At 63.3% G+C, this 23,742-nt stretch carries 25 protein-coding genes and 1 pseudogene; 15 read left to right on the forward strand and 11 right to left on the reverse strand.

Features of this window, described 5'->3' with window-relative positions:
- Both ACX4ZE_RS19700 and ACX4ZE_RS19705 read right to left on the reverse strand, forming a co-directional pair.
- Positions 1–1,050, reverse strand: a 1,050-nt coding sequence (locus ACX4ZE_RS19700) for an AMP-binding protein (protein WP_480274942.1), incomplete at its 3' end; no start/stop codon positions are given.
- 61 nt (positions 1,051–1,111) lie between these two features.
- A complete protein-coding gene (locus ACX4ZE_RS19705) occupies positions 1,112–2,377 on the reverse strand; it encodes an IPT/TIG domain-containing protein (protein ID WP_480274943.1) in 1,266 nt (421 codons plus the stop codon).
- 49 nt (positions 2,378–2,426) lie between these two features.
- Here ACX4ZE_RS19705 and ACX4ZE_RS19710 point away from each other — a divergent pair, with 49 nt between their 5' ends.
- The gene (locus tag ACX4ZE_RS19710) at positions 2,427–2,801 is read left to right on the forward strand and encodes a hypothetical protein (protein WP_480274944.1); all 375 of its coding nucleotides are present in this window, start codon (positions 2,427–2,429) and stop codon (positions 2,799–2,801) included.
- Between the two features lie 251 nt (positions 2,802–3,052).
- Positions 3,053–4,324 (forward strand): APC family permease, encoded by a 1,272-nt coding sequence (locus ACX4ZE_RS19715; RefSeq protein WP_480274945.1) that lies wholly within the window; start codon positions 3,053–3,055, stop codon positions 4,322–4,324.
- A gap of 6 nt (positions 4,325–4,330) precedes the next feature.
- Here ACX4ZE_RS19715 and ACX4ZE_RS19720 read toward each other — a convergent pair whose 3' ends face one another.
- Positions 4,331–4,636 (reverse strand): Rv3488 family transcriptional regulator, encoded by a 306-nt coding sequence (locus ACX4ZE_RS19720; RefSeq protein ID WP_480274946.1) that lies wholly within the window; start codon positions 4,634–4,636, stop codon positions 4,331–4,333.
- Positions 4,637–4,901: 265 nt separating this feature from the next.
- Between ACX4ZE_RS19720 and ACX4ZE_RS19725 the strand changes: the two genes are divergently transcribed.
- Genes ACX4ZE_RS19725 through ACX4ZE_RS19735 form a run of 3 tightly spaced genes read left to right on the forward strand, consistent with a single transcriptional unit; the run spans position 4,902 to position 6,798 of the window.
- Positions 4,902–5,213 carry a nuclear transport factor 2 family protein gene (locus ACX4ZE_RS19725; RefSeq protein ID WP_480274947.1) on the forward strand — a complete coding sequence of 104 codons (312 nt, stop codon included), beginning with the start codon at positions 4,902–4,904 and terminating at the stop codon, positions 5,211–5,213.
- 43 nt (positions 5,214–5,256) lie between these two features.
- Positions 5,257–6,414 carry an alkaline phosphatase family protein gene (locus ACX4ZE_RS19730; protein ID WP_480274948.1) on the forward strand — a complete coding sequence of 386 codons (1,158 nt, stop codon included), beginning with the start codon at positions 5,257–5,259 and terminating at the stop codon, positions 6,412–6,414.
- A gap of 60 nt (positions 6,415–6,474) precedes the next feature.
- On the forward strand, positions 6,475–6,798 hold the full coding sequence (locus ACX4ZE_RS19735; RefSeq protein WP_480274949.1) for a hypothetical protein: 324 nt from the start codon (positions 6,475–6,477) through the stop codon (positions 6,796–6,798).
- Positions 6,799–6,851: 53 nt separating this feature from the next.
- On the opposite strand, the gene ACX4ZE_RS19740 is transcribed toward ACX4ZE_RS19735, so the two are convergent.
- The 3 genes and pseudogenes from ACX4ZE_RS19740 to ACX4ZE_RS19750 all read right to left on the reverse strand — a co-directional run bounded on the left by ACX4ZE_RS19740 (position 6,852) and on the right by ACX4ZE_RS19750 (position 7,803).
- Positions 6,852–7,277 carry an NUDIX hydrolase gene (locus ACX4ZE_RS19740; protein WP_480274950.1) on the reverse strand — a complete coding sequence of 142 codons (426 nt, stop codon included), beginning with the start codon at positions 7,275–7,277 and terminating at the stop codon, positions 6,852–6,854.
- A gap of 116 nt (positions 7,278–7,393) precedes the next feature.
- A pseudogene (locus ACX4ZE_RS19745) lies at positions 7,394–7,516 on the reverse strand (hypothetical protein); the annotation flags it as partial.
- A gap of 68 nt (positions 7,517–7,584) precedes the next feature.
- Positions 7,585–7,803: a hypothetical protein gene (locus tag ACX4ZE_RS19750; protein WP_480274951.1), complete on the reverse strand. Its 219-nt coding sequence runs from the start codon at positions 7,801–7,803 to the stop codon at positions 7,585–7,587.
- Between the two features lie 32 nt (positions 7,804–7,835).
- On the opposite strand from ACX4ZE_RS19750, the gene ACX4ZE_RS19755 reads away from it, so the two are divergent.
- Positions 7,836–8,705: an ETX/MTX2 family pore-forming toxin gene (locus tag ACX4ZE_RS19755; RefSeq protein ID WP_480274952.1), complete on the forward strand. Its 870-nt coding sequence runs from the start codon at positions 7,836–7,838 to the stop codon at positions 8,703–8,705.
- A gap of 245 nt (positions 8,706–8,950) precedes the next feature.
- Here the strand turns inward: ACX4ZE_RS19755 and ACX4ZE_RS19760 are convergent, their stop codons facing one another.
- From ACX4ZE_RS19760 to ACX4ZE_RS19780, 5 genes are read right to left on the reverse strand one after another with little or no spacing between them, the layout of a single operon-like run.
- The gene (locus ACX4ZE_RS19760; protein WP_480274953.1) at positions 8,951–9,829 is read right to left on the reverse strand and encodes a phosphoribulokinase; all 879 of its coding nucleotides are present in this window, start codon (positions 9,827–9,829) and stop codon (positions 8,951–8,953) included.
- 14 nt (positions 9,830–9,843) lie between these two features.
- On the reverse strand, positions 9,844–10,992 hold the full coding sequence (locus tag ACX4ZE_RS19765) for a class 1 fructose-bisphosphatase (protein ID WP_480274954.1): 1,149 nt from the start codon (positions 10,990–10,992) through the stop codon (positions 9,844–9,846).
- Positions 10,977–12,023 carry an AAA family ATPase gene (locus tag ACX4ZE_RS19770; protein WP_480274955.1) on the reverse strand — a complete coding sequence of 349 codons (1,047 nt, stop codon included), beginning with the start codon at positions 12,021–12,023 and terminating at the stop codon, positions 10,977–10,979. Before ACX4ZE_RS19770 ends, ACX4ZE_RS19765 begins: the two co-directional genes overlap by 16 nt.
- Positions 12,013–12,435 carry a RuBisCO small subunit-like domain-containing protein gene (locus ACX4ZE_RS19775; RefSeq protein WP_480274956.1) on the reverse strand — a complete coding sequence of 141 codons (423 nt, stop codon included), beginning with the start codon at positions 12,433–12,435 and terminating at the stop codon, positions 12,013–12,015. Before ACX4ZE_RS19775 ends, ACX4ZE_RS19770 begins: the two co-directional genes overlap by 11 nt.
- 19 nt (positions 12,436–12,454) lie before the next feature.
- Positions 12,455–13,897: a form I ribulose bisphosphate carboxylase large subunit gene (locus tag ACX4ZE_RS19780; protein WP_480274957.1), complete on the reverse strand. Its 1,443-nt coding sequence runs from the start codon at positions 13,895–13,897 to the stop codon at positions 12,455–12,457.
- A gap of 150 nt (positions 13,898–14,047) precedes the next feature.
- Here ACX4ZE_RS19780 and ACX4ZE_RS19785 point away from each other — a divergent pair, with 150 nt between their 5' ends.
- From ACX4ZE_RS19785 to ACX4ZE_RS19825, 9 genes are all read left to right on the forward strand, one after another.
- A complete protein-coding gene (locus ACX4ZE_RS19785) occupies positions 14,048–14,917 on the forward strand; it encodes a LysR family transcriptional regulator (RefSeq protein ID WP_480274958.1) in 870 nt (289 codons plus the stop codon).
- A 139-nt stretch (positions 14,918–15,056) separates the two neighbouring features.
- Positions 15,057–15,476, forward strand: a complete 420-nt coding sequence (locus ACX4ZE_RS19790) for an Rv3143 family two-component system response regulator (RefSeq protein ID WP_480274959.1) — start codon at positions 15,057–15,059, stop codon at positions 15,474–15,476.
- A gap of 506 nt (positions 15,477–15,982) precedes the next feature.
- Positions 15,983–16,363, forward strand: a complete 381-nt coding sequence (locus ACX4ZE_RS19795) for an NADH-quinone oxidoreductase subunit A (RefSeq protein WP_480274960.1) — start codon at positions 15,983–15,985, stop codon at positions 16,361–16,363.
- A gap of 51 nt (positions 16,364–16,414) precedes the next feature.
- A complete protein-coding gene (locus tag ACX4ZE_RS19800; protein ID WP_480274981.1) occupies positions 16,415–16,969 on the forward strand; it encodes a NuoB/complex I 20 kDa subunit family protein in 555 nt (184 codons plus the stop codon).
- Positions 16,966–17,733 carry an NADH-quinone oxidoreductase subunit C gene (locus tag ACX4ZE_RS19805; protein ID WP_480274961.1) on the forward strand — a complete coding sequence of 256 codons (768 nt, stop codon included), beginning with the start codon at positions 16,966–16,968 and terminating at the stop codon, positions 17,731–17,733. Before ACX4ZE_RS19800 ends, ACX4ZE_RS19805 begins: the two co-directional genes overlap by 4 nt.
- Positions 17,733–19,067, forward strand: a complete 1,335-nt coding sequence (locus ACX4ZE_RS19810) for an NADH-quinone oxidoreductase subunit D (RefSeq protein ID WP_480274962.1) — start codon at positions 17,733–17,735, stop codon at positions 19,065–19,067. Before ACX4ZE_RS19805 ends, ACX4ZE_RS19810 begins: the two co-directional genes overlap by 1 nt.
- Positions 19,064–19,834 carry an NADH-quinone oxidoreductase subunit NuoE gene (gene nuoE, locus ACX4ZE_RS19815; RefSeq protein ID WP_480274963.1) on the forward strand — a complete coding sequence of 257 codons (771 nt, stop codon included), beginning with the start codon at positions 19,064–19,066 and terminating at the stop codon, positions 19,832–19,834. Before ACX4ZE_RS19810 ends, nuoE begins: the two co-directional genes overlap by 4 nt.
- Entirely contained in the window at positions 19,831–21,153 is a 1,323-nt protein-coding gene (gene nuoF, locus ACX4ZE_RS19820) for an NADH-quinone oxidoreductase subunit NuoF (RefSeq protein ID WP_480274964.1), read from the forward strand. Before nuoE ends, nuoF begins: the two co-directional genes overlap by 4 nt.
- Positions 21,150–23,633: an NADH-quinone oxidoreductase subunit G gene (locus ACX4ZE_RS19825; protein ID WP_480274965.1), complete on the forward strand. Its 2,484-nt coding sequence runs from the start codon at positions 21,150–21,152 to the stop codon at positions 23,631–23,633. The genes nuoF and ACX4ZE_RS19825 overlap by 4 nt, the downstream gene beginning before the upstream one ends.
- Positions 23,634–23,742 lie beyond the last annotated feature (109 nt).

The raw sequence follows: 23,742 nt of genomic DNA on the forward strand, positions 1-23,742 counted from the left end.
ACCCGCAATAACCCCCTCCCCCCTTCCCCCCCCCCCCCCCCCGCTGCCGGGGTGCTCTAGCCATTCCGTAGCACTGATCCATGTAACGGCCCCTGCCTCGGTGCAACCGTAGAATTCCCATAGTGCATCGCCGAACCACTCGATCGCGGCTCGTTTGATGGCGGGCGGGCATGGCGCGGCGGAGTGGATGAGGTGGGTCAAGCTCGACACGTCGTAGCGGGCTCGGACCTCGGTGGACAAGCTCAACAGGCGGCTCAACATCGTCGGTACCATCTTGACCTGCTGAATCTTCCGCTCGGCGACATGCTGGAGGAATCGTTCGCTGTGCCAACGGGGCATAATCGTGATGTTGGTGCCCATCCGTAGCGCGAGGACGGCTACCGCGTTCGGGCTGGTGTGATACAACGGACCCGCGACGAGCATCTGCCCGCCAGGTGTGAGCCCCATCCGTTGCACAGTGCTACCCGCGATGGACAACAGCTGTTGCGGTGTCATCCGTTCCCGAAGCACGCCTTTCGGCGCTCCGGAAGTGCCGGAGGTGTAGATCAGCCCCATGGAGTCTGCGATCGCGCCCTCGAGATGACCCACGGGCTCGGTGTGCTCGTCGATCCACTGCTCCAGCGTCGGGTGTCGTCCCGTGGTCTGTGCCTGCTCCTCGGGCAAGCCTGCTTCTATGAGCAATTCCTCGGGCATCGCCACCTCGACCACCACCGGATATGCTCCGGCTCGCTCCCGAGCGGCTTCGATGAGGGGCACGAATTCGGTGTGCGCGAAGACGACCCGCGCGCCGCTGTCGGCGAGCGCATACGCGATCTCGGACGCCTGCCAGCGTGTGTTGATCGGTACGGGATTTCCCCCGGCGGAGGCGATCGCCAGTGAGATCTCGAGGAACTCGATATCGTTGCGGGCCATGACCGCCACCCGGTCACTACGGTCTACCCCAGCAGCGATCAGGGCGGCTGCGAGTCGCCTGGCGCGTTGATGAGCTTCCGGTTGAGGTCGTACCCGAGCGCCACAAGTGATGGTGAGAGGCACCGAATCTGTTGCCATGCGCCGCAGTCTGCCATGTCATCGACACCGCGACTACACAGTGCAACAGTATGGCCGCCGCTCAAGTCGTGATCCCGAATACGCCGGTAGGGCTGGTGGCGATCACGGTGGGGGTGGCGGTGCCGGTGATCGGCGCCGCCACTACCTGACTGGTGTTCTGGTTGGTGATGAACAAGGTGCTACCGGAGACTGCGATATCCACGGGGAACGACAGACCGGTCACCAGCGGGGTCGGCGTGCCACCACCTACCGGCACCGTCGACACCCGATTGGCCCCGGCCTCGCAGAGATAGAAGAGGTCACCGACCCGGACGAGACCTACGGGAACACTCAAGCCGGTAGCCAGCATGGTCGGTGTGCCCCCGGTTCGCGGCACCGAATACACATTGCCGAGGCCGAAGCTGTCGGTGAAGAACAGCAGGCCACCGTAAGTGTAGGACAGTGGACTGCTGGTGTCGTCCGGCACGGTGACGCCAACGGTGCCGATGCCGGGTGGGGCGATGGCGTCGATCTGGGTGTCGGAGACGATGGTGAAGGTAGTCGCCGTCGCTCCGAACCGCACAGCCAACGGCCCGGCACCGGCGAACCCGCTACCGAAGATCTTCACCGTGTTGCCCCCGGAGGTGGGGCCGAAACTCGGGTTGAGCGAGGTGAGTACCGGTGCAGCCAGGAGGGCAGCCGTCGCCGGCGCGACCCCTGATTGCGCCGGCGACTCGTCGGTAATCCCGAGGACACCGGTAGGACTGGCGGCGAATGGGGTGGGGGCAGCGGTGCCAGTGATCGGCGCCGACACCACCTGAGTAGTCCCCAGGTTGGTGATGAACAAGGTGCTACCGGAGACGGTGATATCCCCAGGGAACGACAGACCGGTCACCAGCGGGGTCGGCGTGCCACCACCTACCGGCACCGTCGACACCTGATTGGCCACGGTCTCACAGAGGTAGAGAAGGTCACCGGCCCGGACGAGACCAGAGGGAACACTCAAGCCGGTAGCCAGCAGGGTAGGTGTGCCCCCGGTTTGCGGCGCCGAATACACATTGTTGCCGCCATCGGTGAAAAACAGCAGGCCGGCGCCGTCGTAGGTGTAGGGCAGCGGACTGCTCCTCCCGCCCAGCAGGGCGGCGACGGTAACCCCGACGGTGCCGGTGCCGGGTGGGGCGATGGCGTCGATCTGGGTGTCGGAGACGATGGTGAACGTGGTCACAGTCGCCCCGAACCGCACGGCCAACGGCCCGGCACCGGTGAACCCGCTACCGACGATCTCCACCGTGTTGCCTCCGGTCGGGGGACCGAAACCCGGATGGAGCGACGTGAGCACAGGCGCCATCGGCCGGCCTCCGAACGAGTAATGATTTTGTTCTACAACGGTTATCGACGTGGTCGCGCCACCGCTGTATCCAGTAACCCATCAGTGGTGGCAGTTCCGCAACGAATCCCTGATGGCGGTTCCGCAACAATCCCCGGTCGATTTCCGTCCCGGACCCGGCGGCCGGTTGCTGTGCGCCCACTTCGGCAGCGGGTTATCGACCGAGGCGCAGACCAAAGAGAGGACCCAACACACCACCTCGGACGGATACGGATTCAAATCCCACGCTGCAGACCCGAAAGCTTTTCTCGTGCAACGGGCTTGGGATGCATACGCGACCACGTTCAAGCAGCACGGTGCCACACTCGGCCGAGAATTTCTGTACGAGGACAAGTCCGACCAGGAGGTTACTTGGTCGATGAGGGCGCAATGTCCGGCTATGTAGTGCACATGGTCGGTGAGTTCGATCCGCAGCCGGTAGGGCGCGGTCGGTGAGCTGGACTCGGCCCGATACATCTGAGGTCAACGCACAAACAGTCAGATGGGTGACGAATCGGCCGAGGTGAAATCTGCCGGTCAGCCACTCGGTATCACCCGATATCGCAGGATCGGCCTACCTGCTTGAATATCGTTTACCGATATCGAATATCGTCTTTTATATCCACCGATCGATTCACTGAAAGACTTGTGTTGGCCATGCCGGTCCCCCACGACAACAGTCCACGTCTGCAGCGCCGACTCGGAGTGTTCGACGCGGTCTTGATCGGACTGGGAGCCATGATCGGCGCAGGAATCTTCACCGCACCGACACTCGCTGCGGATGCGGCCGGGTCCGGTCTGCTCATCGGGCTGGCGATGGCAGCGGTAGTGGCCTACTGCAACGCCATTTCCTCGGCACAACTGGCCGCGCGCTATCCCGCTTCGGGCGGCACTTACCTCTACGGTCGCGAACGGCTCGGCGAGTTCTGGGGATATCTGGCCGGTTGGGGCTTCATCGTTGGCAAAACCGCCTCTTGCGCGGCGATGGCACTGACTATCGGCTCCTATGTGTGGCCGCAGCAGCCCCAGATTGTCGCAGTCCCCACTGTGCTCGCCCTGACTGCGGTCGGCTCTCGGGGTGTCCAGAAGTCCGCTCTGCTGAACCGGGTGATCGTCACTGTCGTCCTCGCAGTGCTGGCGGCAGTGGTGATCACTGCTCTCACCGCACCGGCTGCCGATCCGGGCCACCTGCGTATCGGTACGGACACATCACCCTATGGAGTACTGCAGGCCGCCGGGCTGCTATTCTTCGCCTTCGCCGGGTACGCGCGTATCGCTACTCTTGGCGAGGAAGTCCGCGACCCCGCTCGCACTATTCCACGAGCTATTCTGCTGGCTCTGACGATCGCCCTGCTCGTCTATGCCGCTGTCGCGATCGCGGTCCTGAGCGTGCTCGGTGCCTCCGGATCGGGTGGCGTCGCAGCACCGCTGGCCGATACCGTACAGACTGCGGGATTTCCCGTTCTGGTGCCGGTTGTGCGGGTCACAGCCGCGGTCGCCGCACTCGGATCATTGCTCGCCTTGCTTCTCGGCGTCTCCCGCACCGCCTTCGCCATGGCACGGGATCGCCATCTGCCGCGCGCACTGGCAGCGATCCATTCCCGCTTCGATACACCACACCATGTGGTAGTCGTCACGGGCCTGGTCGTGGCAGCACTCGCGAGTACCGTCGACCTGCGCGGCGCGATCGGCTTCTCTTCCTTCGGCGTGCTCGTCTACTACGCAATCGCCAATATCGCCGCCTCGACCCTCACTCCTGCCGAAGGTCGCCCCGTCCGTTTCGTGCCCGCCCTGGGGGTCCTCGGCTGCCTCGCGCTCGGCGCCGCCCTGCCGATCGAATCCATCGTCACCGGTATGTTCGCGCTCGCTCTCGGTGCGACGACCTACGGCATCCGTCGTGTGCTCGACGCCCGCCGCCGAAGGGCCTGAGTTGAGTCAGCGCCACTGCTCACCGAGCACTTCGCGGGCCAGTTCCGCCAGCGCCTGCCGGTTCTCGGCCAACGCTTTCTTCCCCGCCCGCGTGGCTCTATAGACCCGACGCGCCCGGCCGTCGACGACCTGCTGCTGCGAAGTCAGCAGCCCTTCGTCTTCGAGCCGATGCAGTGCCGGATACAGGGTGCCAGGACTGATGTCGTATCCGTGCCGAGCCAGTTCCGTGGTGATCCACGCACCGTGCACCGGCTCCCGCACCGCGTGGTGCAGGATGTGCAATCGCACCGCACCTCGCTGAAACTCACGCACCGGACATCACCTCCAGCTTGAATGAGGAAACCGATATCGGCTACCGATCCTATCCCGGCTCCTCGTGTACGCCCCTGCCACGGTGCTGTGCGCTGTGTTGGATGTGCCATCGTCGATGTCCGCCCCTGCTGCTCGCCGCTGACAGACAACATCACGCAGTCCCGCACCGCATGGATCGAACTGAGGGCCGCACTGCTGACCTAGAGTAGATGCTAGAAATTTGCTGCCTGATTCTTCCCACGCCGATCCGAGAGGATGCTACGGAATGACCGCACAGCTGGATCCTACGGTGCAGGAGTTCGTCGACGCGCTCAACGCCAACGACCAGGACCGGTTCTATGCTGTGCTCACCGATGATGCGACCATGTCCGATGACGGAGTGGAACGCAACCTCGCCCAGTGGACTCAAAGGGAGGTCTTCGCCAGCAACGCGCGAATGCAGGTCGAATCCATCGGTGACGACGGCACCGAGCTGGTCGCCGACTACACCAATTCCAGGTGGGGGTCGATGCGCACCAACTGGCGATTCATCCTCCGCAACGGCAAGGTGAGTCGCTTCGAGACCGGGCAGGCCTGATCATTATCGCCATCTTGCCGCCGATGTCGACATTCTGACGCTCGTGTTCGACGCGCCCCGTTATGGCACGGGTTCTCTGGCCGATCTACTTCCCTCTGTCCTCGCCGGACTCGGTGTTCCTGGCGCGGATGACCGCATCGGGCTCGAACTCGACTCCGATCAGGTCTGCGTCCTACTGGTAGACGGGCTCGGCTACGAGGCGCTCACCACAAATCCCGTCGCGGCGCCGTTTCTGTCCGGTCTCGCGCCCCGCACACTGACGGCAGGCTTTCCGACAACGACCACCACCAGCCTGAGCTCACTCGGCATCGGTGTCCCGCCCGGCGAGCACGGGATGGTCGGCTACCTGTTCGAAGTCCCCGGCTACGACCTGTTGATGAACCCCCTGGCATGGCGACTACACGGCGCACCGGTCGGGACCGATCTGCGAACCGAACTGGTCCCCGAACAGTTCCAGCCCATTCCGACAGTTTTCGAACGCGCCGCAGCGCACGGGGTCGCCGTCACTCGGGTATCACCTCACGATCAGGCCGGGTCCGGACTGACCAGAGCAGTCCTGCGCGGTGGCGAATTCCGCCCTCAGCTGTCCTTGGGTGATCTCATCGCCGGGGTGGCCGAAGCATTGCGCGCAGGACCGCGCTCACTGGTCTACGCCTACCACGGTGATCTCGATATGACCGGGCACGTACGTGGGCCTTCGTCCCGGTCCTGGCGCATGGAGCTGGCCGCTGTCGACCGGCTCGCGGCCGCCCTCGCCCAGCAGCTCCCTTCCGAAGCAGCGCTGCTCGTCACCGCCGATCACGGCATGGTGGAAATGGAGAACCGTATCGATTTCGACACCACCAGTGTGTTGCAGGAAGGCGTCCGGGCATTGGGCGGTGAGGTCCGCGCCCGGCACGTCTATACCGTGACCGGCGCGACAAGCGATGTGGCGACCGCTTGGCAAAGTACACTCGGCACCGATTTCGATGTGCTCACCAGGGACGAAGCCGTGACCCGTGGCTGGTTCGGCCCAACAGTCACCCGCGAGATCGCTACCCGGATCGGCGATCTCGTCGTGGTCGCCCGTGGACGCGACGGCATCATCCGCAGCGGTATCGAACCGCTGCAGTCAGCGTTGCCCGGCCATCACGGTTCACTCACTTCAGCGGAGATGAATGTTCCGCTGTGCCTCTTCCGAGCGGGCAGACCGAACCCGTAGGCAGCTGGGCGCACCGTGGCCTTAAGGTGTACGAAATCGTGGTACACATCAGGAGGCCCCATGAACGCCATGTTGTCACGCACCAGCCGAACCGGCCTCGGCGTCGCGACGATCGCCATGGTGCTTGCGGGCTGCACCGATATCGAGCGCGCACTCAACCGTGGTGGCGACACCCCGTGCAGCGAGTACATCGCACAAGACCAGGACACCAAGCGCATGACGATCACCGAATTCATCAAGGAGCGGACCAGAGCAGACCGCGAACCCGCAGGCACCGTGGTCGACGCGACGATGGTGTCGGTCGACATACTGTGCAGCATTCAGGCCAACTCCGAAACCCCCATCAGGAACGCCGACGTCGCAGGCATATTCATGCATAAGTGACTCTTCCCTGAGTAGCCTGCGAGCAGACCGTGTGCGCCGGTGCAAGCCCGCGCTCAGCGCAACAGGCCCGCGTGCGCCAGATCGTCGAACAGCAGCTGGTCGACCGGAGGAACGAAGGACCGGTCGGCATAGCGGAACCAACCGATCTCGTCGATCTCGCTGCTCGCCACAAGTGTTCCACGGTAATCTGCGGTGTAGCAGCTCATCCGCACCACCGCGGCATCCGCTGTCGAGTGCACTGCTGCGTGCATTGCTTCGTAAGTGCCGACGTGCGAGAGAGTCTCCAACCGCAACTCGACGCTGAGCTCTTCGTCGATTTCCCGTACCAATGTCTGTGCATCGGTCTCGCGGCCCTCCCGCTTGCCACCGGGAATATAGAAGACGTCCTTGCCGTGCGGTCTGGCGCACAGAATTCGCCCGTCTTCGAGGTGGACCCACGCCACCGTGTCGATCAACTGTTGAACTCGCCCATCCGCCATCGCGGCAGCTTAGCGCTTTGTCCTGGGGCCGGTAGGCACCGATAGCCGTGCGCATGGGGCCTCAGGTGCCGTGCCGCGGGTCCTCTTCCGATCATTACCGGGGAGAGAGCCCGCAGTTATGAAGTGCAAGTTAACCAGAAGCTCTTGTGCACACCCGGCAACTCGCCTCGGTGCGCCGTCTCACGCAGACAGACGCGACAGAGCCCGAACAGTTGGACAGCACGAGGGAATCCGCTTCGCCACCATGGAATGGGATATGCAGAAAACCTGAACTGCTACCCATACATGATCATGTTACAGCAGGAATCTACCGTGAAGAAAAAGAACAAAAATGAACTTCGTTGACAGCATCTCGCGGAGCCATGTCTACTGATCCCGCCGGAAAGGTGTTGAAGGAACCCCGATCGCGGATATCAAGCATTGCCGCACAAGCCTCCTCCACCACGTCTTCCAGCCAGGGCGCCAGAAGACGATCGATACAGTCGCGGCGGACTTCGTGCACGTCACGAGCACCCGTCGCGCGCATGAAGAAATTGAAAAAGATAGAAGGATCTGACAATGAAGCGTGGCATCAGTGTTGCTGTCGGTATGGCATCTGCGATATCCACCGTTTTCCTGGCGGCAATTCCCGCGTATGCGGCCCCCGTCCAGATCACCAGCCTCGACGACGTGCTCAGAGAGCAAGTCGGCAACTTCACCAATGCTGATTACAGTAAATCGACGTTCACCAATTCCGCTGTGGCGCTTACGGGAAGTCCCAAAATCACTCTGGGTAAAACATGGTTCGCGGGCACGTCGACCTTGCGGAACACCAGTAACCAGCCACAGACCCTGACCAGCCAGAGCTTTTCCAAGACCATAGCCAACTCGGTGACATCGTCGGTTACGAACGGGCTCAGTATCTGGACCAAGATATCAGCCTCTATGGATATCGGGAAGGCGCTGAAGATCGGTGGTGAACTGAATACGACATGGAGCTTCAGCCAAACGCACAGCACCACGTCGTCCCAGTCGATGACCTACACTGCTCCCGGACAGACCATCAAGGTTCCTCCCCACTCCACAGCCACGGTCACGGTCAACTTACAGCAGTCAGTGGCCAGCGGGAACGTTGACCTGTCCACCGATATCGGCGGATCCTTCCTCCCGTGGTATTGTACGCCACGGAACTGCGCAGGCGGCGACGAATCGATCTATCAGGATGTCAAATACGCGCAAGACACCGGCCGGACCGTCAGCGGTGGGAAGGCCGTTCCGCTGCGAAAAGAGTTCTCGCTGGACAACACCAAGCAGACGCTACACTTCAAGGGGATCGGAACCTACAGCGCCACTTACGGAGCGAACTTCAAGGTCAAGATTTCGATCAAACCGGACGCTCCCAACGGCCCTGCGCCCAAGACCTTGACCCGAACCTTCAAGGCGTTCTGAGCTACGCGAATACTCACCTCGGGTCCTCTCTCGATCACAATCGGGAGAGGACCCGAAATTCATAGGCGTAATCCCACCAGAAACTCTCGTACACGCCGAACAATTCGCCTCAATACACCATCTCACGCAGACAGTCGCGATAGAACGCGAACTCGTGAACAACTGAATCGCAGGCACGCAAGCTACTGCACAGACCTCCTACCGTCCCGCAGCCACAGCCCGATGTTGTGGTGGTGGCCCAGATATCAATAAGAGCGTTTCGGCCGCTTGTCCATCAGTCGCAGAATCAGAGGGGTGAAGATCAGCTGCATGGCCAGCTCCATCTTTCCGCCGGGCACCACGATGCAGTTCGTCCGCGACATGAACGAGTCGTGCAACATCGATAGCAGGTAGGGGAAGTCGATGACCTTCGGGTCTGCGAACCTGATCACCACAAAGCTCTCATCCGCCGTGGGGATGCTGCGCGCTATGAACGGATTCGAGGTGTCCACGGTGGGCACCCGCTGGAAGTTGACATAGGTGCGGGAGAACTGCGGGCAGATATAGGTGACATAGTCCGGCATACGCCGCAGAATCGTGTCTATCACGGCCTCGCTGGAATAGCCGCGTTCGGTCTTGTCCCGGATCACCTTCTGAATCCACTCCAGATTGATGATCGGCACTACACCGACCAGAAGATCGGCATAGCGGGCGATATCTACTGTCGCGGTGACCGCCGCGCCGTGCAGTCCTTCGTAGAACAGCAGGTCACTACCCGGTGTCAGCTCTTCCCATGGGGTGAAGGTTCCCGGTGACTGGCCATAAGGCTTGGCTTCGACCTCATCGTGCAGATACCGACGCACCATCCCGACACCGGTCTCGCCGTAATCACGAAACAGTGTTTCCAGCTCTCGCAGCAGGTTGGCCTCCTCACCGAAATGTGAGAACCGGAGATTCTGGTTCTGCTCGGCCTCAGCCATGGCCAGTCTCATCTCGTTGCGGTCGTAACGGTGAAACGAATCGCCTTCGACGACAGCGGCGTTGATCCCTTCACGGCGGAACACCTCCTGGAATGTCCGCGTCACACTGGTCGTCCCGGCACCGGAAGACCCTGTGATCGCGACGACGGGATGTTTGACCGACATGGACTCTCCTGTGTTCAGCGTCTTGCGGGTCGAAACAGCGACCGTGTTCCGAACAGCGCGGCATCGAAATCCGGACCTTCCTGGGATTCGCGGTGATAGCGCTCGATACGCTCGACTTCATTGCGGGAACCGAAGATCAAAGGCACCCGTTGATGGATATGATCCGGCGCTACATCCAGAACTCGCTCGTTGCCGGTGGACGCAGCACCCCCGGCCTGCTCGACGATGAATGCGATCGGATTGGCGCCATAGAGCAAAGCGACTCGGCCGGTCCGCGCCGGCGGCCGGATATCACGTGGGTACAAATAGATCCCGCCGCGAGTGAGGATATGGAAAGTGTCGGCGACGAGTGACGCCACCCATCGCATGTTGAAGTCCCTTCCCCGCGCACCGTCCACGCCGTCGAGGCACTCCTGGACATAGCGCCGCACCGGATGTTCCCAGAACCGCTCGTTGGCCGCGTTGATCGCGAAACCCGATGTGTCCTCGGGAATGCGCATTCCGGGATGGGTCAACACGAACGCACCGATCTCTCGATCCAAGGTGAACCCGTCCACCCCGCTGCCAGTGGTCAGCACCAGCATGGTCGCAGGCCCGTACAGAGTGAATCCCGCACATACCTGTTCGGCTCCCTGCCGCAGGAAATCACCGTCGGTCAGGGCATGCACGCAGCCCTCGCCCCGAATCCGCGCCGGCGCACGCAGCACGCTGAAGATCGTCCCCACCGGCAGATTCACGTCGATATTCGATGAACCATCCAGCGGATCGAATACCAACAAGTATTTTCCTCGCCGATGTGTCTCTGGCACCGGTCGGATCTTGTTCATCTGTTCCGACAGCAGGCCCGACAGATGGCCGGTCCATTGGGTTTCGGCGATCATGATGTCGTTGGCGATAACATCCGGTGTGCGGTGCATCGACAAAGCCGAATTCCCTGGCATCCCGGGTGGGAGTGGGGCGAGGTCTGTCACTGCTGAGGGTGGGGCGGGGTTGTGTACAGCACTGTGCGAGCCGACGATCGATCCTCTGGTGACTTGATTGGCGACGATCTTCGTCGCCGTGGCGACGACATTCACCAAAGCGGAGAACTCTCCGGAGGATCCGGGATGTCGATGTTCCTGCTCGATGGTGTAACGAGTGAGGGTCTTCAGTCCTTCTGGCATAGCGATTCGATCTCGTCGCAGGGGGTCGGCACCGCAGGCCTGTCCGGTGGCTCGGAGTCGGTGAACACGCTGCTGCCGTATACATCCAGATCGGTCACAGTGATCAAGTCGGCCTTGGTCAGTGGCCTGTCCAGCTCGACGAGGCGTTTGGCTTGACGCAACCGGCAGCGGTCGAGTGCGTTGCGCACGCTGCGGGCATTGGAGAAGCGCGGTCGGGTCATCCGGCGCCGCAGATATTCTTCGAATGCTGCGTGTGCTGCATCATCGAAGCGAAAGTTCTCCGCGGCCACCATGAGTTGGGCGATATCCAGCAGTTCGACATGAGTGTAGTCAGCGAACTCCAGGTGGTGCGCTACCCGTGAGGACAGCCCAGGATTAGCCGAGAAGAAACGCTCCATCCGATCCTGGTATCCGGCGAAGATCACCACCAGACTGGCGCGCTCATTCTCCATTTCCTGCAGTAGGATCTCGATCACCTCCTGTCCGTAGTCGCGCTCGTTCTCCGGTCGGAACAGGTAGTAGGCCTCATCGATGAACAGCACCCCGCCCGCCGCTCTGGCCAGCGCCTCCTTCGTTTTCGGCGCGGTGTGCCCGATGAACTGGCCGACGAGATCATCGCGAGTGACTGTGTGCACCGTCGGTTTCCGGACATAGCCCAGTGCGTGCAATACCTGCGCCATCCGCAACGCCACTGTCGTCTTGCCGGTGCCGGGCCCACCGGTGAAACTCATATGCATGGTCGGCCGCGAGGCCGTCAGGCCGAACCGCTGCCTGGCGCGGTCGATCAGCAGCAATGCCGCGATCTCGCGCACCCGTCGTTTCACTGTGGTCAGCCCGATCAGCTCGTCGTCCAACATGCGCAGCGTCTGCTCCACATCGTGTCCGGCGATGTCGGTTGCCAGATCCAGGACCTCATCCTCGCCCAAGATCCGCGGTACCTCAGGATGGTCGGGCACCGGCCGCACCGCACCAGGAGCGTCCGTCCCTGGTCGATGCAGCCGGAATCCGGAGCCGTTGCGCTCAGCCGCCATACCGGTATCCCGGTCGGACAGTGGTCGCGTACGAATGCAGGCCGTATCGCTGCTGCCGATCCGGCCCTTCGGTGCGGGTCAGCACGAAGCCTGGCTCGTGGGGCGGCCGCTGCACAAGGAAACTCAGCGCTGTCGTCTGCTTGGTGTAGCGGGCATCGTAGGCCAGCACCCGTATGTAATGGCGGGGAAACGTCGCCCGGCACGCGGCGATCTCGGCGAGTACCCCATCGGGTTCGACCAAGTCGAACAGCGGCAGCCCCCACATTTCCCAGTAGGCGTTACGTGGATGCGGATCGTCGGTGTACTCGATGGACACCGGCCAGTTGTTGAGCAACGCGTAGCGCACTTGGGCAGCGATCTGCGCGTCGGTCAGCGGCGGTAAGTAGGAGAATGTCCCGTGACGTAAGTACATGGCTCTGTCTTTCGAGATCTCAGCGACTGACCGTAGGTACGGCATCTGGTGCGTCGGTGGAGGTGTAGTCGAAAGTGACCTCGCCCCAGGTCGCCAGCGCGACGTCGAGCGGGCGGCAGATCCTGGCCGCCTCGCGTAGCACCTCCGGTCCTTCCTTCAGCAGGTCGCGGCCTTCGTTGCGAGCTTGCACGACCGCCTCCAGCGCCACCCGGTTGGCTTCCGCGCCTGCGGCGATGCCGAGTGGGTGGCCGATGGTGCCGCCCCCGAACTGCAACACCACATCGTCCCCGAACAGGTCGAGCAGTTGATGCATCTGCCCGGCGTGGATGCCGCCGGAGGCCACCGGCATCACACCGGGCAGGCTCGCCCAGTACTGGTCGAAGAAGATTCCGTTGGCCGGTTCGGTACGAATGTGGTTCTCCCGCAGGGTGTCATAGAATCCTTTGGTGGTCGCCGGATCGCCTTCGAGTTTGCCGACCACAGTGCCCGCGTGCAGATGGTCGACACCGATCAACCTGCACCACTTGGCCAATGCCCGGAAGCTGACGCCGTGTGTCTTCTGTCGGGTATAGGTGGAGTGCCCCGCGCGGTGCAGATGCAGCAGCACACCATTGCGGCGCGCCCAATGCGACATCGACTGCATCGCGGTGAAACCGACGGTGAGGTCCATCATGATGATCACACTGCCCAGCTCCTTGGCGAATTCTGCGCGCTCGTACATCTCCTCCATGGTCGCCGCGGTCACATTCAGGTAGTGACCCTTGATCTCGCCGGTCTCGGCCATCGCCCGGTTCACCCCCTCCATCGCGAACAGATACCGGTCGCGCCAACGCATGAACGGCTGGGAGTTGATGTTCTCGTCGTCTTTGGTGAAATCCAGACCGCCTTTGCACGCCTCATAGATCACTCGGCCGTAATTGCGCGCGGACAGGCCGAGTTTCGGTTTCACCGTCGCACCGAGCAGCGGCCTGCCGTATTTGTTGAGATATTCGCGCTCCAGCACTGTGCCGTGCGGCGGCCCCTGAAATGTCTTCACATATGCGACCGGAATGCGCATGTCCTCCAGCCGTAGCGCCAATAGCGGCTTGAACCCGAAGACATTGCCGATGATCGACGAGGTCAGGTTGGTGATCGACCCTTCCTCGAAGAGGTCGAGATCGTATGCGATATAGGCGAAGTACTCCCCAGGACGTCCGAAGACCTCCTCGATCCGGTAACACTTGGCTTGATAACGCGAATGCGCGGTCAGTCGGTCGGTCCATACGACTGTCCATGTGGCGGTAGATGATTCGCCTGCTACGGCGGCCGCCGCCTCGATCGGGTCGACACCGTGCTGCGGGGTCACCCGGAACACGGCGAGCACGTCGGTCTCCGACGGCTGATAGTCGGGCGCGTAATAGCCCATCGACGCATAGGATTGGACACCCGGATCCCAGCGGTCGCGTTCGTTTTCTTCGGCCATCGTTCCTCCTGCTGTGCCACTACGGAACACTCGCGCCCGGGCGAACGGGCATGCCTCGAGATTTCCAGGATGACGGTCCGGAAACCGGCAGACAATGTGATTGTTTCTCGCGATACTCAACGAATTCGTTGTGTTTGTTACCGTCATTCGATGGGCATGGTGAGTGCGGCACGGATGCAAACCTTCCTGACCGTGGCCCGACAGGGAAGCATTCGCCGGGCCGCCACCGAACTGCACATCACCGAAGCCGCCGTCTCCGCCGCCGTCGCGCACATCGAGAAGCAACTGGGGACCGAGCTCATCGCGAAATACGGCCGCGGCATCGTGCTTACCGAGGCCGGTCGTATCTACGCCGAATACTGCCGAGGAATCCTCGGGCTGATGCGGGAAGCGCACGCCGCTGTCCGCCGAGCCGAAACCGGGCGATTGCGGATCGGTGTGGTGGCCACTGCGGGCGAATACGTCTTGTTGCGCCCGCTCGCGTCGTTCCGCCGTCGATTTCCCGGTATCGAGCTGAGTCTGTCGGTGCAACCACGCGATGTGCTCTTTCTCGAATTGCAATACCATGAGACAGATCTCGTCATCGCAGGGCGGCCTCCGCGGGACGCCGGGCTTGTGGTGCGGGCTCTGCGACCGAGCAGCCTCGTGGTGGTCGGCCCGCCCGGACTGGACCCGCAACACGCCACCTGGCTGCTGCGCGGCCGCGGCTCCGGAACCCGTGAGGCCACGCTGAGCTTGCTCGACCAGCTCCGGCTCGAACCGTCCACCCTCACCCTCGGATCGCACGGCGCGGTCCTGGCAGCCGCTAGAGAAGGTCTGGGCGTCACACTGATCCACAACGATGCGATCTCCCATGACATCGACAACGGTGTGTTGCGTATCCTCCCGGTCGAAGGCACCCCGCTGAACCGTCCGTGGCATGCCGTCACCAGCCGCACTCCCACCCCGGCTACTCGTCTCTTCCTCACCCACCTGCTCGACCCCGCAGAGGTCGGGTCGGACGTCTTCGGCTCCTGCTGACCCGGCGTAAGCACCCGACCGCCTGATGGGCACGCCAACCGGCCGGGCTACGCGCAAGGCACTACCTGTGCCGCGGCCATCCGACGCGCGGAAATTATCTTGGCCAAGCTGCCACGCGGGCCGTCGTCGTGGACGTACCATGCCGTTCGTGGCCGATTCCGCTCGTTCCACCCCACTACGGGTTCTCGTATACAGCAGCGACGCCGACACGCGTCGCCAAGTGGTCTCGGCCCTTGGCACGCGCCCGCATCCGGAACTCCCGGTATTCGAATACCTCGAGGTAGCCACCGCCGCGGTAGTGATCGCGCAGTTGGACGCGGGCGGCATCGATCTGGCCATTCTCGACGGTGAGGCCGCCCCGGCGGGCGGGCTCGGGATCGCCAAGCAACTGAAGGACGAAATAATCTCCTGCCCGCCGCTTCTGGTACTCACCGGCCGTGCCGATGACGCGTGGCTGACCAAGTGGTCGCGCGCCGAGGCAGCGGTCTCGCATCCGATAGACCCGATCCGTCTCACCGAAATCGTGGCCGGTCTGCTGCGCAGTCGTTCCGGAGTCTGATCATCGTCGCTCCTGGTACGACCCGACACTCCAATTAATAGCTTTTGAGAATTAGTCACACCGATGCCCGGCGGTCGGGAAGAAGCTGGTTCCCGCGCTGCGTGCGATCACGAGACCATTCATCCGAATGAAGCCAGAGTCGGCCCTGAACAGGACACAGCTGCGGTGTCGACACGAAGGCCGCAGAACTTCCCGGCTTCGATTTCGGGGGCGCGGCTCATCGCTGAACGTCATGTGACGACACGGGTCGATTATCGCCGTTTCGGTCATAAATCGTTGTACTGAATTCGATCAAACGCCGTGACGAAACGCGCTTCGGCTCGCCCGTTCGGTTGTAGGCTGTGCCCTACCTCACATGAGAGCGGATCAGGTAATGAGCCGTTCAGGTGAAGCCGAGAAGCGAGTCCGGTCACGGCGGACGACGACAGCGGCCCGTTACGGACGCGGTTGGCACTCAACAGCAGCTCGCCACTCGGCAACAGCTCGCAAGGAGGGGAAGTGTAGTCGTGAATATCGAGGTGCCGATTCTCATCCTCGGCGCGATCGCGGCCGCGTTCGCGCTGTTCTCTGTCGTTATGGCGGCCTTGGTCGGCCCGAAGCGCTACAACCGGGCCAAACTGGAAGCCTACGAATGCGGCATCGAACCCACGCCGCACGCTGTCGCCGGCGGGCCGGGGAACGCCGCCGGGCAACGCTTTCCGGTGAAGTACTACCTCACCGCCATGCTGTTCATCATCTTCGACATCGAGATCGTGTTCCTGTACCCCTGGGCAGTCCACTTCGAGGCACTCGGCCTTTTCGGCCTCGTGGCGATGGCGCTGTTCATCTTCAACGTCTCGGTGGCATACGCCTATGAATGGCGCCGCGGCGGGCTCAGCTGGGACTGATTGCCGAACAGCCGCATTCGTAGCAGACAAGGGGAAGTGAGCCAGAAGAACATGGGTCTCGAGGAAAAACTGCCCAGCGGCTTATTGCTGAGCACGGTCCAGGATTTCGCCGGATACCTGCGCAAGGGCTCGGTGTGGCCGGCCACCTTCGGTCTGGCCTGCTGCGCCATCGAGATGATGGCCACCGGCGCGGGCCGATTCGACATCGCCCGCTTCGGTATGGAGGCCTTCCGTGCCTCGCCGCGGCAAGCAGATCTGATGATCGTCGCGGGCAGGGTGAGCCAGAAGATGGCCCCGGTACTGCGCCAGGTCTACGACCAGATGACCGAACCGAAATGGGTGCTGGCGATGGGCGTCTGCGCGTCCTCCGGCGGGATGTTCAACAACTACGCCATCGTGCAGGGCGTCGACCACATCGTGCCCGTCGACATCTATCTGCCCGGTTGCCCGCCCCGACCGGAGATGCTGCTCAACGCGATCCTGGCGCTGCACGAAAAGATTCAGCAGATGCCACTCGGCGTCAACCGCGAGGAAGCCATTCGCGCCGCTGAGCAGGCCGCACTCGCCGCGACGCCTACCATCCGGATGGAAGGTCTGCTGCGATGACCTCCGACAACACCGGCAGCCCGACCGCACACGATCCGATCGATGCCGCGGCCACCGCTGGGCCAGAAGGCACACCCCCTGAAGAAGATTCCACGGGGGTCGATGCCGAAGTGATCGGCGTACGACATGGCATGTTCGGCGTCGCCGGTACCGGCGACACCTCCGGCTACGGCCGTTTGGTCCGCCCGGTCACGGTGCCGGGCAGCACCCCGGCCCCGTACGGAAGCTACTTCGACGAAGTGGTCGACACGCTGTGCGACGCACTCGCCAACGCTGGGATCCACTCGGATGCGGCGCTGGAGAAAATAATCGTCTTTCGCGGCGAACTCACCTTGCACGTGCGCCGCGAACACGTACTCACCGTCGCCCGCGCGTTACGCGACAACCCCGCACTGCGTTTCGAACTCTGCCTCGGTGCGAACGGTGTGCACTATCCGGAAGACTCCGGCCGCGAACTGCACGCGATCTACCACCTCATGTCGATCACCCACAATCGCCGTCTGCGCGTAGAGGTATCCGCGCCGGACGCAGACCCGCGTATTCCCTCGCTCTACGCGGTGTATCCGACCACCGACTGGCATGAGCGCGAGACCTACGACTTCTTCGGCATCCGGTTCGATGGGCACCCCTCGCTCACCCGGATCACCATGCCGGACGACTGGCGTGGCCATCCCCAACGCAAGGACTACCCGCTCGGCGGGATCCCGGTCGAATACAAGGGCGCGCGCATCCCGCCGCCCGACGAGCGGAGGGCATACCACTGATGAATCACACCGACACCGGGCCCGACCACACCGAGGACATCGGACCGGAACCCGCCACGGTCACCGTCACGGGGCAAGACTGGGACCAGGTGGCCGAAACACTGGCCGGCGCGGGCGAGGAACGCATCGTGGTGAACATGGGCCCGCAGCATCCGTCCACGCACGGTGTGCTGCGGCTGATCCTGGAGATCGAAGGAGAGACGGTCACCGAAGCCCGCTGCGGAATCGGCTATCTACACACCGGAATCGAGAAGAACCTCGAATTCCGCACCTGGGCGCAAGGCGTCACCTTCGTCACCCGGATGGACTACCTGTCGCCGTTCTTCAACGAGACAGTGTATTGCCTCGGGGTAGAGAAACTACTCGACATCACCGAACAGATCCCGGAGCGAGCTACGCTCATCCGTGTCCTGCTCATGGAGCTCAACCGCATCTCCTCACACCTGGTCGCCCTGGCCACCGGAGGCATGGAGCTCGGCGCGCTCACCCCGATGCTGTTCGGTTTCCGTGAACGCGAGCTGATTCTCGATGTATTCGAGACGATCACCGGGCTGCGGATGAACCATGCCTATATCCGTCCCGGCGGGCTGGTCCAAGACCTGCCAGACGACGGAGTCGGCAAGGTACGTGAGTTGCTCACGCTGCTGCCCAAGCGACTGCGTGATACAGAACACCTGCTCACATCAAACCCGATCTGGAAAGCCCGTACTCAGGGGATCGGCTATCTCGACCTGCAAGGATGCATGGCCTTGGGTATCACCGGCCCGGTGTTGCGCGCCACCGGGCTGCCGCACGATATACGCAAGACTCAACCCTACTGCGGTTACGAGAGCTACGAATTCGACATTCCCACCAGCACCGGATGCGACTGTTACGGCCGCTACGCCATTCGGGTGGCGGAGATGAAGGAGTCGCTGAAGATCGTCGAGCAATGCATGGACCGGCTACGACCGGGGCCGGTCATGGTGGACGACAGGAAAATCGCCTGGCCTGCGGATCTGCAGCTCGGCCCGGATGGGTTGGGCAACTCTCCCAGGCACATCGGCACGATCATGGGCACATCCATGGAGGGACTTATCCACCACTTCAAACTGGTTACCGAGGGCATGCGAGTTCCGGCGGGCCAGGTGTACACAGCAGTGGAATCACCACGCGGCGAACTGGGGGTACATCTGGTCAGCGACGGCGGCACCCGACCCTATCGAGTGCACTATCGCGACCCCTCGTTCACCAACTTACAAGCGGTCGCGGCGATGTGCGAGGGCGGTATGGTCGCCGACGTCATCGCCTCGGTCGCCAGTATCGACCCGGTCATGGGCGGAGTGGACCGATGAACGAAGCATCGGCCAACGATTCGACGAGGGGTGACGGCCAGGTGACGAGTGGGCGGGAGATCCTATTGCGGCTCGGCCGTAGACCCGAGCCGTACCAGCCCTTCGTACGCGAACGGCTGGAAACCGATGCCAAGGAGATCATCGCGCGCTACCCCCATCCACGTTCGGCATTGCTTCCGCTGCTGCATCTGGTGCAGTCCGAGGAAGGCTACGTCACCGGCACCGGCATCGAATTCTGTGCAGAACAAGTGGGTCTGACCGGCGCCGAAGTCACTGCGGTCGCGACCTTCTACTCGATGCTGCGGCGTACTCCGACCGGCGACTATCACGTCGGCGTGTGCACCAACACATTGTGCGCGGTACTGGGCGGCGATGCTGTTTTCGCCGCGTTGGAGCGCCATCTGGACCTCGTCCACGGCGAGACCACGGCGGACGGAGCGATCACACTCGAACACATCGAGTGCAACGCGGCGTGCGATTTCGCACCGGTGGTCATGGTCAACTGGGAGTTCTTCGACAATCAGACCCCCGAATCAGCATGTGCCCTGGTGGACGCGTTGCGCGCCGGACAGCAGGTAACGCCGACCAGAGGCGCGCCGCTGTGCACGTTCAAGCAGACCGCGCGCATCCTCGCCGGATTCCCCGACCACCGTGAGGGCGTGCTCGACGGTGCCGCAGGCGATCCGACGCTCGCCGGGCTGCGGATCGCGCGCGAACGAGATATGCGAGCTCCCGCGCCACAAGAGGATTCGGAGGACATCCGATGACCCTCACCCCGGTGCTGAGCACGTATTGGGACGATCCGCAGTCCTGGACATTGGACACCTACCTGCGTCACAACGGCTATCAGGCGCTGCGCACCGCCCTGCGCATGGACCCGGATCTGGTGATCCAGACCGTGAAAGACGCAGGCCTGCGCGGCCGGGGCGGCGCAGGCTTCCCCACCGGCATGAAGTGGAGCTTCATACCGCAAGGCCCCGGCACCGACAGCGTCACCAAACCGCACTATCTCGTGGTGAACGCCGACGAGTCGGAGCCAGGCACCTGCAAGGACATTCCACTCATGCTCGCCACACCGCACGCGCTGATCGAAGGCATCGTCATCGCCGCGTACGCCATCCGGGCGGCACATGCGTTCATCTACGTCCGCGGCGAAGTGGTCCCGGTACTGCGGCGGCTGCAGGCCGCGGTGACACAGGCCTACGCGGCGGGCTACCTCGGCCACAACATTCTCGGCTCCGGCTACAACCTCGAGCTGATGGTGCACGCCGGGGCAGGCGCGTATATCTGCGGTGAGGAGACCGCGCTGCTGGATTCTTTGGAAGGCCGCCGCGGGCAGCCCCGTCTACGCCCGCCGTTTCCCGCCGTCGCCGGCCTCTACGCCTGCCCGACCGTAGTGAACAATGTGGAATCCATCGCCAGCGTGCCACCCATCATCCGCAACGGCGTCTCCTGGTTCCGTTCGATGGGCAGCGAAAGATCCCCGGGCTTCACCCTCTATTCGCTGTCGGGTCATGTGGCCCGGCCGGGACAATACGAGGCGCCACTCGGGATCACGCTGCGCGAACTACTCGGTTACGCGGGCGGTGTGCGCGCAGGCCATCGGATCAAGTTCTGGACCCCCGGCGGCTCGTCCACCCCACTGTTCACCGAAGAACACCTCGATGTTCCACTCGACTACGAGGGTGTCGCGAACGCCGGATCGATGTTGGGCACCAAGGCGCTGCAAATCTTCGACGACACCACCTGCGTGGTGCGCGCAGTCCTGCGCTGGACCGAGTTCTACGCACACGAGTCCTGCGGTAAGTGCACTCCGTGCCGGGAAGGCACCTACTGGCTGGTTCAACTGCTGGAACAGATCGAGGCGGGCCACGGCACCGAAACCGACCTGGACAAGCTGCTCGACATCAGCGACACCATCAATGGCAAGTCGTTCTGCGCCCTCGGCGACGGCGCGGCAAGCCCGATCATCTCCTCGCTGCGGTACTTCCGCGAGGAGTACGCCGAACATCTGTGGTTCGGCGGCTGTCCGTTCGACCCGGAGCACTCCACCGCATGGGCCGAGTCAGGAAAAGGGGTGCGATGACTGCCATCGTGAGTAGCAACACCAGTGGCTTGGCTCCTGCCGACCTGGTAACCGTGACCATCGACGACACTACCGTCAGCGTGCCCTCTGGCACCTTGGTGATCCGGGCGGCCGAAATGATCGGCCTCCAGATCCCCCGTTTCTGTGACCATCCACTACTCGACCCGGTCGGCGCCTGCCGCCAATGCCTGGTCGAAGTGAAGGGCCAGCGCAAACCCGTCGCCTCCTGCACCATGCCCGTCACCGAGGGCATGGTCGTGCGTACCCAGCTCACTTCCCCTGTCGCAGACAAGGCGCAGGAGGGTGTGATGGAATTGTTGCTGATCAACCATCCGCTCGACTGCCCGGTCTGTGACAAGGGTGGTGAATGTCCCCTGCAGAACCAGGCGATGTCCACCGGCCGCGCCGAATCTCGGTTCGAAGGACGTAAACGCACCTACCCCAAACCGATTCCGTTGTCCACGGCCGTGCTGCTGGACCGGGAACGATGCGTACTCTGCGCCCGCTGTACCCGCTTCGCGCAGCAGATCGCAGGCGACCCATTCATCGAGTTACTGGATCGCGGCGCACTGCAGCAGGTCGGCACCGCGCAGGCCGAACCCCTCGACTCCTACTTCTCCGGCAACACTGTGCAGATCTGCCCGGTCGGCGCGCTCACCGGCACCACCTACCGGTTCCGCGCGCGCCCATTCGACCTGGTTTCCAGCCCGAATGTGTGCGAGCACTGCGCTTGCGGCTGCGCACAGCGCACCGATCATCGACGCGGTACGGTACTACGCCGGCTGGCCGGCGACGACCCACAGGTCAACGAAGAGTGGAACTGCGACAAGGGACGCTGGGCCTTCGCCTATGCTGCCCGATCCGACCGGCTCACCACCCCACTCGTGCGTGGCTGGGACGGTGTCCTCGCTCCTGCTTCCTGGTCGGATGCGCTGGCCGCCGCCGCGGAAGGGCTCGCCGCGTCCTTCGGTAACGCAGGTGTTCTCGTCGGTGGCCGAGTCACCGAAGAAGACGCCTACGCCTACGCGAAATTCGCGCGCATCGCCCTCGGCACCAACGACATCGACTTCCGCGCCCGCGTGCATTCCGCGGAAGAAGCCGAATTCCTCGCCGCCCGTATCGCAGGCCAAGACACCGCAGTGACCTATAGCAGCATCGAAGCCGCTCCGGTCGTTCTGCTCGTCGGTCTCGAACCGGAGGAAGAATCGCCTATCGTCTATCTGCGGCTGCGCAAGGCCGCCCGCAAACGCGGCCTGCCGATCTACTCGCTGGCGCCGTACTCCTCACGTGGGCTGGAGCGCATGTCCGGCCGCCTGATGCAGACCGTGCCAGGGGCCGAGCCCCATCTGCTCGACGCCATCCGGAGCGAGGAGCTCACCCCGCCGGATGCGGATACCGCGCAGTCGGCCGACTTGGCTCGGCTGCTGCGTGTACCCGGCGCGGTGATCCTGGTCGGCGAGCGGATGGCGGGTATCCCCGGCGCATTGTCGGCCACCATTCACCTCGCCGACGAAACCGGGGCCGCCCTCGCCTGGGTGCCCCGCCGGGCAGGCGAACGCGGTGCGGTCGAGGCCGGTGCGTTACCCGGTCTGCTCCCTGGTGGACGACCGGTCGCCGACCCCCGCGCCCGCCAACAGGTTCGGGAGGTATGGCAGATGGCGGAACTACCCGCGGGCGCCGGTCGGGATACCACCGCCATCCTGGAGGCCGCGCCCGGTCTCGGCGCTCTGGTGATCGGCGGCGTCGACGTCACCGATCTGCCCGACCCGTCCGCCGCGCTGACCGCCATCGACGCAGCCCGGTTCGTGATCAGCCTGGAGTTGCGGCACAGCCCGATCACCGAGCGCGCCGACGTCGTCTTCCCGGTAGCCTCGGCGATGGAGAAGTCCGGCACCTTCCGTACCTGGGAGGGCAGGCAGCGGCCGTTCACCGCCGCGCTCGGCACCGACTTGGTGCGCCGTCGGGCCGCACCCCTGCCGGATCTGCGCGTACTGCATGCCCTCGCAGACCAGATGTCGGTGCGCCTGGGGTTGCCCGATACCGATTCCGCCCGCGCCGAACTCGACGAGCTCGGCGCCTGGGACGGCATACCCGCACCCGCACCCGCACATCGGCCTGCGTCGATGCCGAAGCCGCAAGTGGGCACCGCGGTGCTGGCCTGCTGGCGAATGCTGCTGGACGAGGGACGGATGCAGGACGGAGAACCGAATCTGGCGGGCATCGCTCGGCCGCCTGTGGTGCGTTTGTCCGCGGCTACTGCCGCGGAAATCGGCGCGACCACCGACGATCTGGTCACCGTCGCCACCGACCACGGCGCGATCACACTGCCACTGTTGATCAGCGATCTGCCCGACCGTGTGGTGTGGCTGCCACAGCACTCGTCCGGCTGCTCCAGCAACGAACAGCTCGCCGTACCGCCTGGCGCCCTCGTACAGCTGCGGCGCGCGGACGAGAGGATGAAGGAGCATCGTCATGAGTGATCCAGCTCTGTTTCGCGCGTCGACGCTCCTCACATCGAGCGCAGACCCCACTGCGGTCACGCACGCTGCTTCCTACGAGCCCGGCGCACTCGCTGGTTTCGGAAACGAC

It is taken from the genome of Nocardia sp. TBRC8007, from assembly GCF_056629435.1.